The sequence below is a fragment of the Buchnera sp. (in: enterobacteria) genome (assembly GCF_056343165.1).
The window spans coordinates 308,311-326,783 of sequence record NZ_JBWHTS010000001.1; the positions used below are offsets into that span (position 1 = coordinate 308,311).

Consider the following 18,473-nt stretch of genomic DNA (forward strand, 5'->3'; position numbering starts at 1 on the left):
ACTATGCTCCTGACGTTTATGATAGTGTACGCAGTAAGTCGGAAAATACTCCAGACGCTGTAACATTATTACCAGCACCATAACCTCTAAGCACTAGAGGAATGGGTTGATAATAATTAGTATAAAATGCTAGTGCATTTTCACCATTTTTTACTTTATATAATGGATCATTAATGTTAACTTCTTCAAGTTTTATAAAAAATTGTTCTTCTTTTTCTATTGTAGCAACAAATCGCAGTACATTTCCTGCATTACGTGCTCGATTGATTTTTTCCAAGAAATATACGTCTAATTCTTTTAATTTTGATAGAAATTCATTAACATCTTCATATTTTTTAAAGGAATCTGGTAATAAAGGTTCAATTTTAATATCTTTAAGTTCTATATTATATCCGGATTCGCGGGCTAAAATTAGTAATTTTCTTGCAACATCTATACCTGATAAATCATCTAATGGATTTGGTTCAGTGAAACCTAACTTTTTAGCTTCTTTAGTGGCTTCTGACAGTAAAGTGCCTTCTTCTAATTTTCCAAAAATAAAAGATAATGATCCAGATAATATACCTTTGAAACGAATTAAGTTGTCACCTGTTTTGAATAAATTTTGAAGAGTTTCTATTACTGGCAATCCTGCTCCAACATTAGTTTCATATAAAAATTTTTTATTTGTTTTAGAAGTAGCATTTCTTATTTTTTTATAGTAATCCAATTCACTAGTATTTGCTTTTTTATTGGAAGTTACTACATGAAAATCATTATAAATGAAGTTGACATATTGTTCTGATAAGAATTGATCAGATGTACAATCTACGATTACTGCATTTGAAAAATTATTATTTTTTATTAAATTATTTAAGAGTGTTAAATTAAATTTTTTAGTTGATTTTTTAAAATCATCTTCCCAATTAGATAAATTATAAGAGTTGTCTAAAAATAATATTTTTTTAGAATTTGCAATAGTGCAAACTTTAATTTCTATATTTTTTTTATTTAAAAAATCTTTTTGTTTTAATATTTGGTTCAGTAATGTAGTACCAATTCCACCTATTCCGATTAAAAAAACATGAATAATTTTTTTATTACAAAACAACATATTATGAACATTTTGAATGGCTTTTAAAATATGTTTTTTTTCAATTACAAGTGAAATAGAATGTTTTGAAGAGCCTTGTGCAATTGCAAGGATATTAATTTTTGAAGCGCCTAAAGTAGAAAATATTTTTGATGCAATGTCGAATTTTTTATAAATGTTTGATCCAACTACTGAGAGAATAGATAAATTTTTTTTTATATTAAATGGATTTAATAATCCAGTTTTTAATTCTAGTTGAAATTCTTTATTTAAAGAATACAGAATTTTCTGAATGTCACATTCAAAAATACAAAAATTTGTTTTATATTCTGAAGATGATTGAGTAATTAAGAATGTTTTAATATTCTCTCTTGATATCACAGTAAAAACACGTGAAATTATATTTCTTATATATTTTATGCTAGGTCCGGATATGTTAAACATTGCTATATCATCAATATGAGTAACACCTTTTAAAAAATCTTTTTCAGAATGATTTTTTTCACAAATTAAAGTTCCAGGAGATTTAATATTAGCGGTATTTTTAATAAAACATGGGATTTTAAATTGAGAAATTGGTTCAATAGTGCGAGGGTGCAATACCTTGGCCCCAAAATAAGATAATTCCATTGCTTCTTGGTATGATATTGATTTTAATAAATAAGAATTTGGAACTTTTCTTGGATCAGAGGTGAAAACTCCATCAACATCCGTCCAAATTTCACAGCAATTTGCATCTAAACATGCAGCTAAAACTGCAGCAGAATAATCAGAACCATTTCGACCCAATACTACTAAATTTTTATCTTGATTGCCTGCGATAAAACCAGCCATTAAAATAATATCATTTTTTTGAATATTTATATTACGAATATGTTTTTTTGATTTAGATATATCAATAGTTGAATCTAAGTAATTATTACCTATAGAAACAAGATTTTTAACAGGGTCAATAATAGTTACATTATAATTTTTGGATTGTAATATATTTTTCATTATCAAAACTGAAAGTATTTCTCCACGAGAAATTATAGTAGCGTGAATATTATCTGGACACTGTTTTAATAAGATAATTCCATGTATTATGTTTTTGAGTTTATTAAATTCAGATTTGATAATTTTTTCTGTTTCTTGATAAGGGAAATTAGATTGTATTTTTAAAAGATTATTTATTAACTGAATAAATATATTTTCCGCAAGATCTATTTTTTCTAAAATTTGATTATTTTTAATTGTTTTTTCTACAATATTAACCAAATAGTTAGTAATTTTTGCTGGTGCTGAAAGAACTACTGCAACTTGTTCTGTTTTAATATTTTCTTCTATAATATCAGCTACAGATAAAAATTTTTTTGCGTCAGCTAATGAAGTGCCACCAAATTTTAACAATTTCATATTTGATAATTCCTTGTATTTATATCATAAAAAAACCTGCCCTTAGTATGGGCAGGTTTTTAAATATTATCTGAGCCTACACCATGACTAGTTATAATTATTAGAACAGCTATTCTAGTGAAGAGGCTATAAATAGATATTAATATTTTTTTTTGAATACGTAAAGTGTGTTAATTAATTGTATTAGATAATATCTTTTAATATAATTTACATTGTTTATGAAAAATATTTTTATTTATTTAGAATGCTGTAAAAGCAGTATTTTTTGATTTTATCATAAATTAAATATGTGTTTATATTTATCAAAATAATATAATAAAAAATTATTTCTTTAATAATAAAAAAAACTATATTACATTAAAAACGTAATATTTTTATTGCATAAAATATAATTTTTATAATTATATATAAAATATAACATAAACTATATTTTGATTTATATAGAAAATATTTTTTTATTGTTTTAATTTTTATAACATAGTGATCATTATTAGCGCAACATTTTAAAAAACAAATATTTAAATTTTAATTGTACATTAAAAATTTATTTTCTTAATATATTATATTTTTTAATAAAATATTCAGTGCATTACTTTAAACTTTCAATATAATTTAATTTACACTAACTATTTATTTAATATTATGAAACATACTATTCAAGTGATTATTACTAAAAAAGAACTTGATATCCGTGTCCGAGAATTAGGCCGGGAAATTACAAAAAAGTATAAAAACAGTAAAAGTAAAATGATATTAATAGCATTACTAAGAGGTTCTTTTGTTTTTATAGCAGATTTATGTCGCAGTATTCATATTAAACACGAAATAGATTTTATGACAACCTCTAGTTATGGACGAGGAATGTTATCTAATGGAGATGTGAAAATTATAAAAGATTTAGATGAAGATATTTATAATAAAAATGTTCTAATTGTAGAAGATATTATTGACTCAGGAAAAACTTTGAGTAAAGTTTTAGATATTTTGAAACTTAGAAATCCGAAATCATTGTCAATTTGTACTCTTTTGGATAAACCAGAGTGTCGTGAAGTTAATATTGGTGTTGATTTCATCGGTTTTTCTATTTTAGAAAATTTTTTTATAGTAGGGTATGGTATTGATTATGATCAGTCTTATCGTTATTTACCATATATAGGGAAAGTGGTTTTTAAAAAATAATAATGAAAAAATCAAAATTTTTAAATTTATTAAAAAATTTTTTTATTATCAATTAAACGAGTTTTTCCGAGCCATACAGATGCGAGAAGAATAGATTTTCTATTTTTTTGGGATGGATATTTTAATGTTTTAGAATCATATATATTAAATATATCAATAGAAAATCCTTTTTTAATAAGACAAATTTTAGCTAATTCAATAATATTTTCTCGAGCATGATCATCTTCGTTTTGAATTTTTTCACATGTTTCTTTTATAATTTTATATAAATAGGGTGCTATTTTATTTTCTTCAGAATTTAAATTATTATTTCTTGAACTGAGTGCAAGACCATTGGGAAGTCGTATTATAGGTGAGCTGATTATCTTTATCATATAATTTAATTCTTTTACAAGAATTTTTATTGTTAATAATTGTTGATAATCTTTTTCTCCAAAAAAAGCAAAGTTTGGTTGTATAAAATTAAATAATTTAGAAATAACTGTTGTAACACCTTTAAAATGTCCTGGTCGTGCTTGACCTTCTAAAATTTTAGATAATTTTGGCACTTCGACAAATGTTTGATTTTTTATACCATTAGGATAAATTTGTTTTACATCAGGGGCAAACACTATATCTACATTTTGTTTTTCTAGTATTTTACAATCCGCGATAAAGGTTTGGGGATAATTTTTTAGATCTAATAAACAATTAAACTGCATTGGATTAATAAAAATGCTTACTATAACAATATCCGCATGTTTTTTTGCTAATAATATTAAATTTATATGACCATTATGTAGATTACCCATTGTAGGGACTAATCCTATTGTTTTATTTGTTTTTTTTAGAACTATTATTTTTTTATATAAAGTTTCTATTTTTTTTACAATATACACTTTAACTCCATATTTTTAAAAACTATATTTTTCACTAGGATAAATACCTTTTTGAACTTCATGTATATATTTTTGAATTGCTTCTTGAATGCTGCAACTTCCAGAAAGGAAATTTTTTGTAAAACTCATTTTTTTTCCTTCGGTAATTCCTAACAAGTCATGCATCACAAGGATTTGTCCATCAGTATATTTACCTGAACCTATTCCGATAACTGGAATAGATAAATTTTTAGTTATTGTTTTTGCTAATTTTTCTGGAATGCATTCTACTATAAGCATTTGAATTCCAGATTCTTCTAATAATAATGCTTCATCTATTAATTTATTTGCATCTTTTTTTTCTCTTCCTTGAATTTTATATCCACCTAGATAATGAAAAGATTGAGGTGTTAAACCAATATGACCACATACTAATATTGATCTATCAGATAGCTCTTTAATAATTTTTGCCAACCATTTTCCACCCTCTATTTTTATCATATTTGCACCAGATCTTATGATTTTGGCTGTATTTTTAAGTGCTGCTCTAATTTCATAATAAGACATAAAAGGCAGATCAGACAAAACAAAAGTTTTTGGAGCTCCCTTTCTAACTGCTTTTGTGTGATATTGAATATCTTGTATTGTCACCGGTAATGTAGAAGTGTGACCTTGTATAGTCATTCCAAGTGAATCACCAACTAGTATAATTGGAATTCCTTGATTAGAAAACAATTTAGCAAAGCTAAAGTCATAAGCTGTAATAGCTGCAATTTTTTTTTTATTTTTTTTCCAATCTTTTAATTGGGAAATTGTAATAGACTCCATATTGACTCCATTATTTTAATATTTTTTAATTAAGAAAGGATATTCGAATTAATTTTTCGAATCAATTGAATATCCCGACATAAATTTTTTAGCCTACAAAACTAACCAGTCATTTGTTTTTCTCTAATTTCTGCTAATGTTTTGCAATCAATACACAAATTAGCAGTAGGTCTAGCTTCTAAACGACGAATTCCAATTTCAATTCCACAAGAACTGCAGTAACCAAAATTTTTTTCTTTAATTTTTTTTAAAGTAATTTCAATTTTTTTAATTAATTTTCGACTGCGATCACGATTTCGTAAATTTAAACTAAATTCTTCTTCTTGTGTAGCTCGGTCAATAGGATCTGGAAAATTTGTAGCTTTATCTTGTATATAGAGCAGAGTATGGTTGATTTCATCTTTTAATTGATTCTTCCATGTTTCAAGGATTTTATGAAAGTGTAAAATTTGATTCTCATTCATATATGGCTCATCTATTTTTTTTTGATAAGGTTTCAAACCTGCAATAGAAAGAACGTTCAAAGATGATGTTTTTTTGTTTTTTTCTTTTTCCATAACTCGCTCCGAGATAATATTTTTATTAAATATTAAATATAAAGAAAAATTGTTAATACAAATATTGATTTGTATTATTTTTTGTGATGTTAAATTTAGAAATTATTTTTAAGATGTATTAATTTTATATTTCTTCTTGATATGTTATATATTTTAATGAAAAGAAAAGAATTTAAGTCAAAATTATATAATTTTTAAAAAAATATTTTTAATATAATATTAAATATATAATTTTTTACTAAATAAATCATTATAATAAAATATTTTAACATAAACTATAATTAAATATATTTTTTATAAGAATTTAAGTTTATTATTTTTTTAAATATTCATGATAGGATGTTTTTAAAATGGTACTAAAAAATATCAAAAAATTTGCTTTAGGAGTGGAATATGATGGAAGTTTATATCATGGATGGCAGCGTCAAAGAAAATTGCCTACTATTCAAGCAGAAATAGAACGAGCTTTATCTATAGTTGCTAATCATAAGATAGATGTTATATGCGCAGGTCGCACAGATGCAGGAGTCCATAGTATAGGACAAGTTATACATTTCAGCACTGCAGCCGTGAGAAAAAAACATTCTTGGTTATTGGGAGCAAATCGTTATTTATCAAAAAAAATTTCTATTATATGGGTCAAAGAGGTTCCAGAAAATTTTCATGCTCGTTATAGTGCTATAACACGTTCTTATCGTTATATAATATATAATTATTATATTCGTTCCGCTCTTTTTCAAACTAATTTAAATCATGTCTATAAAAAATTAAATATAAATAAAATGTATTCTGAATCTCAATTTTTATTAGGAGAACACGATTTTACATCTTTTAGAGCAGTTAATTGTCAATCGTATTCACCTTGGCGTAAAATTACTAAATTAAATGTTTTTCGTTGTAATAGTTTAGTTTTTATTGATATTACAGCTAATTCTTTTTTACATCATATGGTTCGAAATATTGTTGGTTCTTTAATTGAAATTGGTATTTCTAAAAAAAAAGAATTTTGGATAAAAGAGTTATTACAAAAAAAAGATAGAAAATATGCAGGAGATACTGCACCTGCTAAAGGTTTGTATTTAACATATGTGGAATATCCTTTGCATTTTAAGTTGCCCCAATCAGCATATAATTCTATATTTTTTTTAAATAAACAACATTAAATTATTAGTTTATTCATTCCAATAAAAATTTTTGAATAAAATTCAAAGGAATTATTAAAGTGCATGAATATAAAAAAAGAAAAATTTTGATAAAAATATTTTTATTGATGTTCATTTTAATTATTTTTTACGGATTGTATTTATATATTAAGATAGAGAATTCAATTAAGGGAAAAGTGTGGAATTTTCCTAACTCAATATATGGGCGCATCATAAATCTAGAACCAGGTAATTTATATTCTCAGAAAGATATATTAAATTTTTTAGAAAGTACCATGTATAGAAAAGTAAATTTAGTTATGTTACCTGGAGAATATAGTATAAAAGACAATACTATAGAATTTATACGGCGTTCTTTTGATTTTCCTGATATTCAAGAAGGTGAATTTCATACACGATTATCTTTTAAAAAAAATGTTTTAGAAGAAGTAAAAAATATTGAAAATAATCGTAATTTTAGTTTTTTTCGTTTAGAACCTAAATTAATCAGCATGTTAAAATCACCTGAAAAAAAGAAACGTATATTTATTCCTCGTTATAAATATCCAGAAATGTTAGTTAAAACATTGCTGGCAATCGAAGATAAATATTTTTATCAGCATGATGGAATTCATCTATCTTCTATAGGTCGTGCGTTTTTAGTAAACATAATGGCTGGTCGTACAATACAAGGAGGAAGCACTCTTACTCAGCAACTGATAAAAAATCTTTTTTTGACAAATGATCGTTCAATTCTGAGAAAAATAAACGAAATGTATATGGCTTTAATTTTAGATGGTTTTTACTCAAAAGATCGAATTTTAGAATTATATTTAAATGAAGTTTATTTAGGACAAGACGGTGATGAACAAATTCGAGGTTTTCCTCTCGCCAGTATTTATTATTTTGGCAGACCAATAGATGAATTAACTTTAGAACAATATGCTTTGTTAGTTGGAATGGTAAAAGGGGCGTCTTTATACAATCCCTGGAGTCATCCTGAATCCGCATTAAAAAGAAGAAACTTGGTTTTGTTTTCATTGTATCAACAGAAATATATTACAAAAAAAATTTATAAAGATTTATGTAAACGATCTTTAAATGTTCAATCTAAAGGAAATATGATTTCACCTCATCCTTATTTTATGCAACTTGTATATAAAGAGTTTAGAAATAAAATAAAAAATCCAATCGAAAATTTCTCTGGAATCAAAATATTTACAACTCTTGATCCTGTTTCACAAAAGGCGGTGGAAAAATCTATTAAAATAGAAATTCCTATATTAAAAGATAAAAAAAAACTGAAAGATCTAGAAGTGGCCATGATAGTAATAGATAGATTTACTGGAGAAATACAGGCGCTGATTGGCAGTTCTAATCCTGATTTTAATGGTTATAATCGTGCCTTGCAAGCTCGTCGTGCTATTGGATCTTTATCTAAACCAATAACATATTTAACTGCTTTATCAGAACCTAAAAAATATAATTTGAATACTTGGATTTCTGATCGGCCTCTTTCAATTAAATTAAATAATGGTAAATATTGGACACCAAAAAATAATAATTTTTCTTTTAGTGGAAAGGTGATGTTATTAGACGCTTTAATTAATTCGATTAATATTCCTACAGTCAATCTTAGTATCGATATAGGTTTAAAAAAACTAGTTGATAGTTGGTTGCATTTGGGTATTTCTAAAAATCAAATTACTCCCTTACCGTCAATATCTTTAGGAGCTATTAATTTAACACCTATTGAAATAGCACAAGTCTTTCAGATAATTGCAAGTGGTGGTGATAAGTCATTATTATCATCAGTTAGATCAATTATTTCTGATAATGGAAAAGTATTTTATCAATCTTTACCTCAATCGAAACATATAGAATCTTCTGAAGCTTCTTATTTAACATTATATGCTATGCAACAAGTAGTTAATAGCGGAACTGCAAAGTCCTTAGGAACAATGTTTAAAGAATTTTCTTTAGCAGGAAAAACTGGTACTACAAATAATTTAGTTGATAATTGGTTTGTAGGTATTGATGGAAAACAAATTGCAATTACTTGGATAGGAAGAGATAATAATCAAACAACAAAACTATATAGCGCTTCCGGAGCAATGCAAATTTATAGAAGATATCTGCAATATCAACATCCAATACCACTAATATTAAAACCTCCAAAAAATGTTAATATGTTTTATGTTAATAATTCAGGACAATTATTTTGTGAAAAAAATGATAAACATAATCGAAGTCTACCAATATGGTTGGTAAAAAATAAAAAAAATTGTAATAGTGACATATTATCAAGATATTCTCTGATAAAGAAAACAAAGAATTTTTTATTCTCTTTAAAAAATTTTTTTAAATAATATAAATTTTATATTCAAGAAAGTGCAATTTTATTTTTTATTAAAAGATGATTTTTTTAATTTTATATTGTTATTTAAATGAATTTAAAAATATTTTTTAATCAGATTTTTGATTATGTTTTATATAAATTAAATTTAAATAATTGATTAAGTGAATTTTAAAACAATAAAAAATTTTTATTTTTTTTTGATTAAAAAATTTTAAATATGAGAATTTATAGTATGTTAATTAAATTTTTAAATAAAATATTTAGTAATCGCAACGATCGTATTTTAAAAAAGTTTAAAAAAATAGTTTTATCTATTAATAAATTAGAAAAAAATTTTGAGAGTTTATCAGATAAAAAATTAAAAGAACAAACAAAACTGTTTCAGTTAAGATTAAGTAATGGTGAAACGTTAGATGATATATTACCAGAAGCTTTTGCAACAGTGCGAGAAGCCAGCAAACGTGTCTTTAGTATGCGTCATTTTGATGTGCAAATACTTGGTGGAATTGTTTTACATCAACAATGCATTGCTGAAATGAGAACAGGTGAAGGAAAAACTTTAACATCGACTTTGCCAGCGTATTTGAATGCATTAAGTGGAAAAGGTGTACATATAGTAACCATGAACGATTATTTAGCTCAAAGAGATGCTGAGAAAAATACTTTATTATTTAAATTTCTTGGCTTAACAGTGGGTTTGAATTTGTCCGAAATGTCTTTTTCATCTAAAAAAAAAGCTTATTTATCTGATATTACTTATGGTACAAATAACGAATATGGTTTTGATTATTTGCGTGATAATATGGTTTTTTCTTCTGAGGAAAGAGTCCAAAGAGAATTAAATTATGCATTAGTAGACGAAGTAGATTCAATTTTAATCGATGAAGCTAGAACACCTTTAATTATTTCAGGACCATCAGAAGATAGTTCTGAACTATACAAAGAAATTAATAATATTGTTCCCCTTTTAATTTCCCAAAAAAAAGAAGATTCAGATGTTTTCCAAGGAACAGGACATTTTTCTATTGATGAAAAATCTAAACAAATATATTTAACAGAAAGAGGGTTAATTAAAATTGAAAAAATATTATTTAATAAGAAATTAATGAATGAAGGTGAGTCACTATATTCTTCAAACAATATAATATTAATGCATCATGTTTTATCTGCGCTTCGGGCTCATAAATTGTTCATTCGCGATGTTGATTATCTTGTAAAAGATAATAGTGTCATTATTGTAGATGAACATACGGGTCGTACTATGCCAGGAAGAAGATGGTCGGATGGATTACATCAAGCAATAGAAGCAAAAGAAAATGTTTTCATAAAAAATGAAAACCAAACTCTAGCATCTATTACTTTTCAAAATTATTTTCGGTTATACAAAAAAATATCTGGTATGACAGGTACTGCTGAAACTGAATCTTTTGAATTTAGTTCTATTTATAATCTTGATACTATTGTAATTCCAACAAATAGAAAAATGATCCGTAAGGACTTGCCTGACTTAGTCTATCTTACTCAAAAAGAAAAAATTAATGCTATTATTAAAGATATACAAGAATGTATAAAATTAAATAAACCCGTTTTAGTTGGTACAGTTTCTATTGAGAAATCAGAAATCATTTCTCAAGAGTTGTACAAATTAAATATTAAACATAATGTTTTAAATGCGAAGTTTCATGCTAAAGAAGCTGAAATTATTGCTCAAGCAGGAAAATCTGGATCCATTACAATTGCCACTAATATGGCTGGTAGAGGTACAGATATAGTTCTTGGTGGTAATTTAGAAGCAGAGTTAAATAAACACCCGAATATCGATTCAAATCAACTTGAAGAAATTAATAAAAGATGGAAAAAAGAACATGATTTAGTTGTTTCTGCTGGAGGACTTCATATCATTGGTACCGAACGTCATGAATCCCGTCGGATCGATAATCAATTGAGAGGTCGTTCTGGTCGTCAAGGAGACAGTGGTTCTTCACGTTTTTATCTTTCTATGGAAGATTCATTGATGCGTATTTTTGCATCTGATAAAATTGTTTATATGATGAGAAAATTAGGATTATCTTCTAATGAAGCTATTGAGCATCCTTGGGTAACTAAAGCTATAGAAAATGCTCAAAAAAAAGTAGAAAATAGAAATTTTGATATCAGAAAACAACTTTTAGAATATGATGATGTTATTAATGAACAGCGTAGTGCAATTTATTCTCAACGCAATAAATTAATTGATGCAAAAGATATAAAATTAATGATTTTTGATATTTTTCAAGATGTTTTAAATAAAAATATTATTTTATATATACCTAAGAATGTAATAAAAGATAAATGGAATATTGTTGATTTAGAAAATAAGTTAAATACTGATTTTCATTTGAATGTTCCAATATCAGACTGGGTAACTATAGATCCTAATTTAACAAATGAAAAAATTGCAAAAAAAATAATAGATTTTGCAAAAATTAATTATGAAAATAAAGAAAAATTAATTGGTCAAAACAATATGCGAACAATAGAAAAAATTATTATGTTGCAAACATTAGATTCTCTGTGGAAGGAACATTTATCAGCTATTGATTATTTGAGACAAGGTATTCATTTACGTGGTTATGCTCAAAAAGATCCTAAACAAGAATACAAAAGAGAATCTTTTAATATGTTTTCTAGCATGTTAGAATTGTTAAAATATGAAGTAGTATCATTTCTTAGTAAAATTAATTTATCTTATGCAAAAAAATACATAGAATTAAATAAACACTTAAGAGTAGATCCTAATAACACTAAAATCAGTCGAAATAAACTTTGTATATGTGGGTCAGGAAAAAAATACAAGTATTGTCATGGGAGCTTTTAAGGTTTTTTTATAAAATAACATATTTTTTATTATGGATATGAAGACATAAAGACATATTAAGGACATATCCAATGCATTATATAGAAGCAGCAATTGGAATTATTATAAATAAAAAAAAAGTTTATGTGTCAAGAGGGAAATATAAAGAAAATTTATGGGAATTTCCAGGTGGAAAAATAAAAAAACATGAAAATATAGTACATGCATTAAAAAGAGAGTTATTCGAAGAAGTTGGAATTGTCATATTAGAAGTGAGTTTTTTTCAATATGTAGAATACATTCATTTAAAAAAAACAAAATTATATTTTTTTTTAATCAAAAAATGGAAAGGTGAACCCTATAGCATCGAAGGATATTCTTATGATTGGAAATATTTATATAATTTGAGATATTTTGATTTTCCAATTGCAAATTACAATATTATAACTTCTCTTAAAAATAAATACTAAAGTTTTAATTTTTTATTATAAAGTAATCTTTACATTGAAAGAATTATTTGTGAAAGAATTATTTAAACACAAAAATTTTAAAAAAATTTTTATATGTTAGTAGAATTTTGTTAAATAGTTTTTTTTAATTTCCGTTATTTTTTTGTTATTTTTTTCTGATAAATATGAATAAAGTTTATTGAGATAAAAAACATAGGTATTTATTTTTTCAATATTTTTTATATTTGAAATAATATCATCTGATAAAGAAATTTTTGTTTTTCTAGTAGCTTGTAATGCAATGATTTTTTTAGCTTCTATAAGACTGATTTTATCTCTTTGCATTATGCGTGTTATTTGTTTTCGTATTGGTATATCAACTAAAAGAATCCGATCAGCTTTTTTCTCTAATTTTTTTTCAATTAGTAGAGGTACTACCCATAGGCACCAATTTGATTTTATAATTTTTATTTGATTTTTAGTTTCTTTATAAATTTTAGGATGTAATAGATTTTCTAACCAGAAACGATTGTTATTGTTCTGGAAGATATATTTTCTAAGTAAAAATCGATTAATTGAATTATCTAAATTTAATATTTTTTTCCCAAATTTTTTTTTGATAGCAAATGATACATTTAAATTATATTCTATAATATCTTTTGCAATAACGTCTGCATCAATAACATTGATACCGATTTTTTTGAAGTTATTGGAAACAGTAGTTTTTCCACTACCAATACCCCCAGTAAGCGCTACAATATAAGTCATCATATTTTAAATTTTTATTATTAGTATTTATTTTTAAATTAGGATAATAATTTTATGAGAATTGAAGAAGATGTTAAATTAGGTTTTAAAGATGTATTAATTAGACCTAAACGTTCTATACTAAAAAGTCGTGCTCAAGTTGATCTTATGCGTTGTTTTTCTTTCAAATATTCTTCTAGTATTTGGTCTGGTATTCCTATTATCGCAGCGAACATGGATACTATAGGTACATTTGAAATGGTAAGATCTTTGTCTGATTTTAACATATTAACGGCAGTACATAAATATTATTCTTTTGAAGAATGGAAGATTTTTATTCATTCTGCTTCTAAAAAGATATTAAATAATGTAATTGTATCAATTGGGATTTCTGAAACAGACTTTTTAAAAATTAAAAAAATTTTTTTATTGTCTTCCGAGATAAAATATATTTGTATTGATATTGCAAATGGTTATTCTGAACATGTTGTTTCTTTTTTAAAATTAGTAAGAGATTATTTTCCAGACAAAATTATTTGTGCTGGAAATGTTGTAACGGGAGAGATGGTCGAAGAATTAATACTTTCTGGAGCAGATGTAGTTAAAGTAGGCATTGGTCCCGGTTCAGTTTGTACTACACGAGTCAAAACTGGAGTTGGTTACCCTCAACTTTCAGCCATCATAGAATGTGCTGATGCAGCACATGGTTTGAATGGGCAAATTATTAGCGATGGAGGATGTACTGTTTCTGGGGATATTGCAAAAGCTTTTGGAGGGGGCGCAGATTTTGTTATGTTAGGTGGTATGCTTTCAGGTCATACAGAATGTGCGGGAGATGTAATCAAAGAAAAATCAAAAAAATATATGATATTTTATGGCATGAGTTCTATTTCTGCAATGAAACGTTATACTGGGAAAATTGCTGGATATCGTGCTTCTGAAGGAAAGACAGTTAAAATACCTTTTCGTGGAAGTGTGGACGGCACTATACGTGATATTCTAGGAGGATTGCGTTCTTCTTGTACTTATGTAGGTGCAGAAAAATTAAAAGAATTAACAAAAAGAACTACATTTATACGAGTAACTGAGCAAGAAAATTGCGTTTTTAACATTTTCAAAGAGTAACATAATATTAATTTCAAAATTTATTATATTATAAAATCAATAAAATTAATTATATTTATATATATTTAATTTTATTGATTTTTTTTAAGATATTTGTGATTAATTTTTTATTTAGATAATAGTATGTAAAAATAAAATTTTCATTAAAAAAAAATTAGTTATAATAATTTTTTGGATTAAATTTTAATTTAATCGTAAAATACATATATAATGTATAAGGAATTTATACCATGTCAGAACGTTTATATAATGACGTGGATCCAATTGAAACTAATGATTGGGTGCAAGCTATTGAGTCTGTTATTCGTCAAGAAGGTCGTAAAAGAGCTCATTTTTTAATTGAACAAGTTTTAAAAAAATCTAAAATTAATAGAGTAGAATTTTTTAGTTGTTTTTTCACTAGTAATTATATTAATACTATTTGTAGTGAAGATGAATGTGAATATCCAGGAAATCTAATTTTAGAAAAACGCATTCGTTCAGCAATCCGTTGGAATGCTATTATGATGGTATTACGTGCATCACAAAAAAATTTAGATTTAGGTGGTCATTTATCATCTTTTCAGTCTTCTGCTACAATATACGAAGTTTGCTTTAATCATTTTTTTCGTGCTAAAAACGATAAGGATGGAGGTGATTTAGTTTATTTTCAAGGTCATATTTCTCCAGGTATTTATGCTCGTTCTTTTTTAGAAGGACGTTTATCAGAAGAACAAATTAATAATTTCAGACAAGAAGTTGATGGAATAGGTCTATCTTCTTATCCTCATCCTAAATTAATGCCTAATTTCTGGCAATTTCCCACAGTGTCTATGGGTCTAGGACCCATTTGTGCTATTTATCAAGCAAAATTTTTAAAATATTTACAAAATCGAGAATTAAAAAATACTTCAAAACAAATAGTTTATGCTTTTTTAGGTGATGGTGAAATGGACGAACCGGAATCTAAAGGAGCTATTTCTATAGCTGTTCGCGAAAAATTAGATAATTTAATATTTATTATTAACTGTAATTTGCAAAGATTAGATGGTCCAGTAGTAGGAAATGGAAAGATTGTAAACGAATTAGAAAGTTTTTTTTATGGTGCAGGATGGAAAGTCATAAAAGTCATATGGGGAAGCAGATGGGATTGTTTGCTAAAAAAAGATACCACTGGCAAATTAATTCAATTAATGAATGAAACAATTGACGGAGACTATCAAACCCTTAAATCTAAAGATGGTGCGTATGTTCGAAAATATTTTTTTGGAAAATATAAAGAAACATATGAATTAGTTAAAGATATGACCGATGAAGAAATATGGAAGTTGAATAGAGGAGGGCATGATCCAAAAAAAATGTTTAATGCTTTAAAAAAAGCAAAAGAAACAAAATATAAACCAACAGTTATTTTAGCACATACTGTCAAAGGATACGGAATGGGTGTAACTGCAGAAGGTAAAAATATTGCTCATCAAATAAAAAAAATGGATATTAATGGAATAATGCATATTCGAGATCGTTTTAATATTCCTGTATCAAATGATGATATAAAAAAATTACCATACATGACTTTCAAAAAAGATTCTGAAGAATATTGTTACATTCATTCACAACGAAAAAAGCTGGGTGGTTATATTCCTTTTCGTTTGTCTCGTTTTACTAATCAATTAATTTTACCAGATTTAATAGATTTTCAATCGTTGTTAGAAGAACAAAAGAAAGAGATTTCTACAACTATAGCTTTTATACGTGTTTTAAATATAATTTTAAAAAATAATTCCATAAAAAAATTAATAGTTCCAATTATTGCTGATGAAGCAAGAACTTTTGGAATGGAAGGATTATTTCGTAAAATTGGCATTTATAGTTCTAATGGTCAAAAGTACATTCCTCAAGATAGAGAACTGTTAGCATATTATAAAGAAGAAAAAAAAGGTCAAATATTACAAGAAGGAATAAATGAATTAGGTGCGGCTTCATCTTGGTTAGCTGCTGCTACTTCGTATAGCACTAATGATTTTCCTATGATTCCCTTTTATATTTATTATTCAATATTTGGTTTTCAAAGAATAGGGGATTTGTTTTGGGCAGCTGGAGATCAACAAGCAAGAGGATTTTTGATTGGTGGAACTTCAGGGAGAACAACTTTAAATGGCGAAGGCTTGCAACATGAAGATGGACATAGTCATATACAATCTCTAACTATTCCTAATTGTGTATCTTACGATCCTTCTTTCGCTTACGAAGTTGCTGTAATTATACAAGATGGATTAAGACGTATGTATGGCCCCTCTCAAGAAAATATATATTATTATATTACTACAATTAATGAAAATTATTACATGCCTTCTATGCCTACAGGTGTAGAAGAAGGTATTTGTAAAGGAATTTACAAATTAAAAACTTTGCATGGTAATACTAAATTAAAAGTACAGTTGATGGGTTCTGGTGCTATTTTGCGTTCTGTCTGCGAAGCTGCAGAAATTTTATTAAAAGACTATTCTATTACTACAGATATATACAGTGTTACTTCTTTTACAGAGTTGGCTAGAAATGGTCAAGATTGTGAACGATGGAATATGTTGCATCCTAATAAAAAAAATAAAATAGCATATGTTAAAAAAGTTATGAATAACAATCCTACTGTTGCAGCTACTGATTATATGAAATTATTTGCTGAGCAAATTCGCAATTATATTCCTTCAAAAGAATATCATGTATTAGGAACTGATGGTTTCGGTCGTTCAGATAGTCGAGATAAGTTACGTGATCATTTCGAAGTAAATGCTTATTACATTGTGATAGCTGCTTTAAATTTATTATCTAATATAAATTATATTGACAAAAAAGTGGTAGAAGATGCAATTGTTAAATTTGAGATTAATACTTATAAAATTAATCCGCGTTTAGCTTGAGAGGTAAAAACAGTGGATATAGAAGTAAAAATGCCTGATATTGGTTTAGATGAAGCAGAGGTGATTGAAATATTAGTTAATACAGATGAAAAAATAGAATTAGAACAAGGATTAATAACTGTAGAAGGAGATAAAACTTCTATGGAAATACCATCACCCATATCAGGTTTTGTAAAAAAAATTTATATAAAAATTGGCGAAAAAATTAAAACTAATTCTCTGATAATGATGTGTCAAGTTGATGACATCAACTGTGATGTTAAACAAAAAAAAGAATATTGTTTAGACAAAGATATTAGTCTTGAATTTAAAAAAAAAATAAAAAAAGAGAATTTTTCTCATGCTACTCCAGTGATAAGACGTTTAGCACGAAATTTAAATATTAATTTATTTGATATTGTTGGTACTGGTCCTAAAAATCGTATTTTAAAAGAAGATATAGAATTATATCAAAAAAATCTTGAGAATAATATTTTAAAGGAAAAAAAAATAACTGATGTCAATAATTACAATCAATTAGAAAAAGAAGAATTTGAATTAAGTAGCATGCAGAAAAAAATTGGTTACAATTTGCATCAGAATTGGATTAACATACCTCATGTTACACAGTTTAATGAAGTTAATATTAGCGATTTAGAAAAATTTCGAAAAAAATATAATAACGAAAATAAAAATCAAAAAAAAATAAATAATAATATTACAATATTAGTTTTTATAATTAAAGTAGTCGCGTATGCATTAGAAAAATTTCCTATATTTAATAGTTCTTTTACTTCTAATAATAAAAAAATTGTTTTAAAAAAATATATTAATATTGGAATCGCTATAGACGTAAAGAATGATTTATTTGTTCCTGTATTAAAAGATGTCAATAAAAAAAATGTTGAACAATTATCTTATGAATTAATATCATTATCAGAAAAAGCGCATAAAAAAGAGTTAAATGTTTCAGATATGACTGGAGGATGTTTTACTATATCTAATTTAGGGGGGATTGGAGGTGGTTGGTTTTCTCCCATTATTAATGCAC

Annotated in this window: 13 protein-coding genes; 8 read left to right on the forward strand and 5 right to left on the reverse strand. The window is 25.9% G+C overall.

Annotated elements, in window-relative coordinates; all coding sequences use genetic code 11:
- Positions 1 to 16: 16 nt before the first annotated feature.
- On the reverse strand, positions 17 to 2,467 hold the full coding sequence (gene thrA, locus ACTP5B_RS01565; protein ID WP_464829382.1) for a bifunctional aspartate kinase/homoserine dehydrogenase I: 2,451 nt from the start codon (positions 2,465 to 2,467) through the stop codon (positions 17 to 19).
- Positions 2,468 to 3,109: 642 nt separating this feature from the next.
- Between thrA and hpt the strand changes: the two genes are divergently transcribed.
- Positions 3,110 to 3,646: a hypoxanthine phosphoribosyltransferase gene (hpt, locus tag ACTP5B_RS01570; protein ID WP_464829383.1), complete on the forward strand. Its 537-nt coding sequence runs from the start codon at positions 3,110 to 3,112 to the stop codon at positions 3,644 to 3,646.
- A gap of 29 nt (positions 3,647 to 3,675) precedes the next feature.
- Here the strand turns inward: hpt and panC are convergent, their stop codons facing one another.
- The 3 genes from panC to dksA form a co-directional block, all read right to left on the reverse strand.
- A complete protein-coding gene (gene panC, locus ACTP5B_RS01575; protein ID WP_464829384.1) occupies positions 3,676 to 4,524 on the reverse strand; it encodes a pantoate--beta-alanine ligase in 849 nt (282 codons plus the stop codon).
- A gap of 15 nt (positions 4,525 to 4,539) precedes the next feature.
- Complete coding sequence (gene panB / locus ACTP5B_RS01580; protein WP_464829386.1) at positions 4,540 to 5,331, reverse strand: 3-methyl-2-oxobutanoate hydroxymethyltransferase; 792 nt, start codon at positions 5,329 to 5,331, stop codon at positions 4,540 to 4,542.
- A 101-nt stretch (positions 5,332 to 5,432) separates the two neighbouring features.
- Positions 5,433 to 5,888: an RNA polymerase-binding protein DksA gene (gene dksA / locus ACTP5B_RS01585; protein ID WP_464829387.1), complete on the reverse strand. Its 456-nt coding sequence runs from the start codon at positions 5,886 to 5,888 to the stop codon at positions 5,433 to 5,435.
- Between the two features lie 350 nt (positions 5,889 to 6,238).
- Here dksA and truA point away from each other — a divergent pair, with 350 nt between their 5' ends.
- The 4 genes from truA (at position 6,239) to ACTP5B_RS01605 (ending at position 12,695) form a co-directional block, all read left to right on the forward strand.
- Positions 6,239 to 7,051 (forward strand): tRNA pseudouridine(38-40) synthase TruA, encoded by an 813-nt coding sequence (gene truA / locus ACTP5B_RS01590; RefSeq protein WP_464829389.1) that lies wholly within the window; start codon positions 6,239 to 6,241, stop codon positions 7,049 to 7,051.
- 59 nt (positions 7,052 to 7,110) lie between these two features.
- Positions 7,111 to 9,399 (forward strand): penicillin-binding protein 1B, encoded by a 2,289-nt coding sequence (gene mrcB / locus ACTP5B_RS01595; RefSeq protein ID WP_464829390.1) that lies wholly within the window; start codon positions 7,111 to 7,113, stop codon positions 9,397 to 9,399.
- Between the two features lie 222 nt (positions 9,400 to 9,621).
- Positions 9,622 to 12,246: a preprotein translocase subunit SecA gene (gene secA, locus ACTP5B_RS01600; protein ID WP_464829392.1), complete on the forward strand. Its 2,625-nt coding sequence runs from the start codon at positions 9,622 to 9,624 to the stop codon at positions 12,244 to 12,246.
- Positions 12,247 to 12,317: 71 nt separating this feature from the next.
- A complete protein-coding gene (locus ACTP5B_RS01605) occupies positions 12,318 to 12,695 on the forward strand; it encodes an NUDIX domain-containing protein (RefSeq protein WP_464829393.1) in 378 nt (125 codons plus the stop codon).
- A 96-nt stretch (positions 12,696 to 12,791) separates the two neighbouring features.
- Here ACTP5B_RS01605 and coaE read toward each other — a convergent pair whose 3' ends face one another.
- Entirely contained in the window at positions 12,792 to 13,442 is a 651-nt protein-coding gene (coaE, locus tag ACTP5B_RS01610) for a dephospho-CoA kinase (RefSeq protein ID WP_464829426.1), read from the reverse strand.
- A 54-nt stretch (positions 13,443 to 13,496) separates the two neighbouring features.
- On the opposite strand from coaE, the gene ACTP5B_RS01615 reads away from it, so the two are divergent.
- The 3 genes from ACTP5B_RS01615 to ACTP5B_RS01625 form a co-directional block, all read left to right on the forward strand.
- The gene (locus ACTP5B_RS01615; protein WP_464829395.1) at positions 13,497 to 14,546 is read left to right on the forward strand and encodes a GMP reductase; all 1,050 of its coding nucleotides are present in this window, start codon (positions 13,497 to 13,499) and stop codon (positions 14,544 to 14,546) included.
- Positions 14,547 to 14,776: 230 nt separating this feature from the next.
- On the forward strand, positions 14,777 to 17,443 hold the full coding sequence (aceE, locus tag ACTP5B_RS01620; protein ID WP_464829396.1) for a pyruvate dehydrogenase (acetyl-transferring), homodimeric type: 2,667 nt from the start codon (positions 14,777 to 14,779) through the stop codon (positions 17,441 to 17,443).
- 12 nt (positions 17,444 to 17,455) lie between these two features.
- Positions 17,456 to 18,473: 2-oxo acid dehydrogenase subunit E2 (locus tag ACTP5B_RS01625; RefSeq protein ID WP_464829398.1), on the forward strand; the 1,018-nt coding region annotated here is incomplete at its 3' end.

Excerpts from the sequence above, each read along its gene's own strand:
- thrA (WP_464829382.1), bottom strand. The coding sequence starts at position 2,467 with ATGAAATTGTTAAAATTTGGTGGCACTTCATTAGCTGACGCAAAAAAA.
- hpt (WP_464829383.1), top strand. The coding sequence starts at position 3,110 with ATGAAACATACTATTCAAGTGATTATTACTAAAAAAGAACTTGATATC.
- panB (WP_464829386.1), bottom strand. The coding sequence starts at position 5,331 with ATGGAGTCTATTACAATTTCCCAATTAAAAGATTGGAAAAAAAATAAA.
- dksA (WP_464829387.1), bottom strand. The coding sequence starts at position 5,888 with ATGGAAAAAGAAAAAAACAAAAAAACATCATCTTTGAACGTTCTTTCT.
- truA (WP_464829389.1), top strand. The coding sequence starts at position 6,239 with ATGGTACTAAAAAATATCAAAAAATTTGCTTTAGGAGTGGAATATGAT.
- secA (WP_464829392.1), top strand. The coding sequence starts at position 9,622 with ATGTTAATTAAATTTTTAAATAAAATATTTAGTAATCGCAACGATCGT.
- ACTP5B_RS01605 (WP_464829393.1), top strand. The coding sequence starts at position 12,318 with ATGCATTATATAGAAGCAGCAATTGGAATTATTATAAATAAAAAAAAA.
- coaE (WP_464829426.1), bottom strand. The coding sequence starts at position 13,442 with ATGACTTATATTGTAGCGCTTACTGGGGGTATTGGTAGTGGAAAAACT.
- ACTP5B_RS01615 (WP_464829395.1), top strand. The coding sequence starts at position 13,497 with ATGAGAATTGAAGAAGATGTTAAATTAGGTTTTAAAGATGTATTAATT.
- aceE (WP_464829396.1), top strand. The coding sequence starts at position 14,777 with ATGTCAGAACGTTTATATAATGACGTGGATCCAATTGAAACTAATGAT.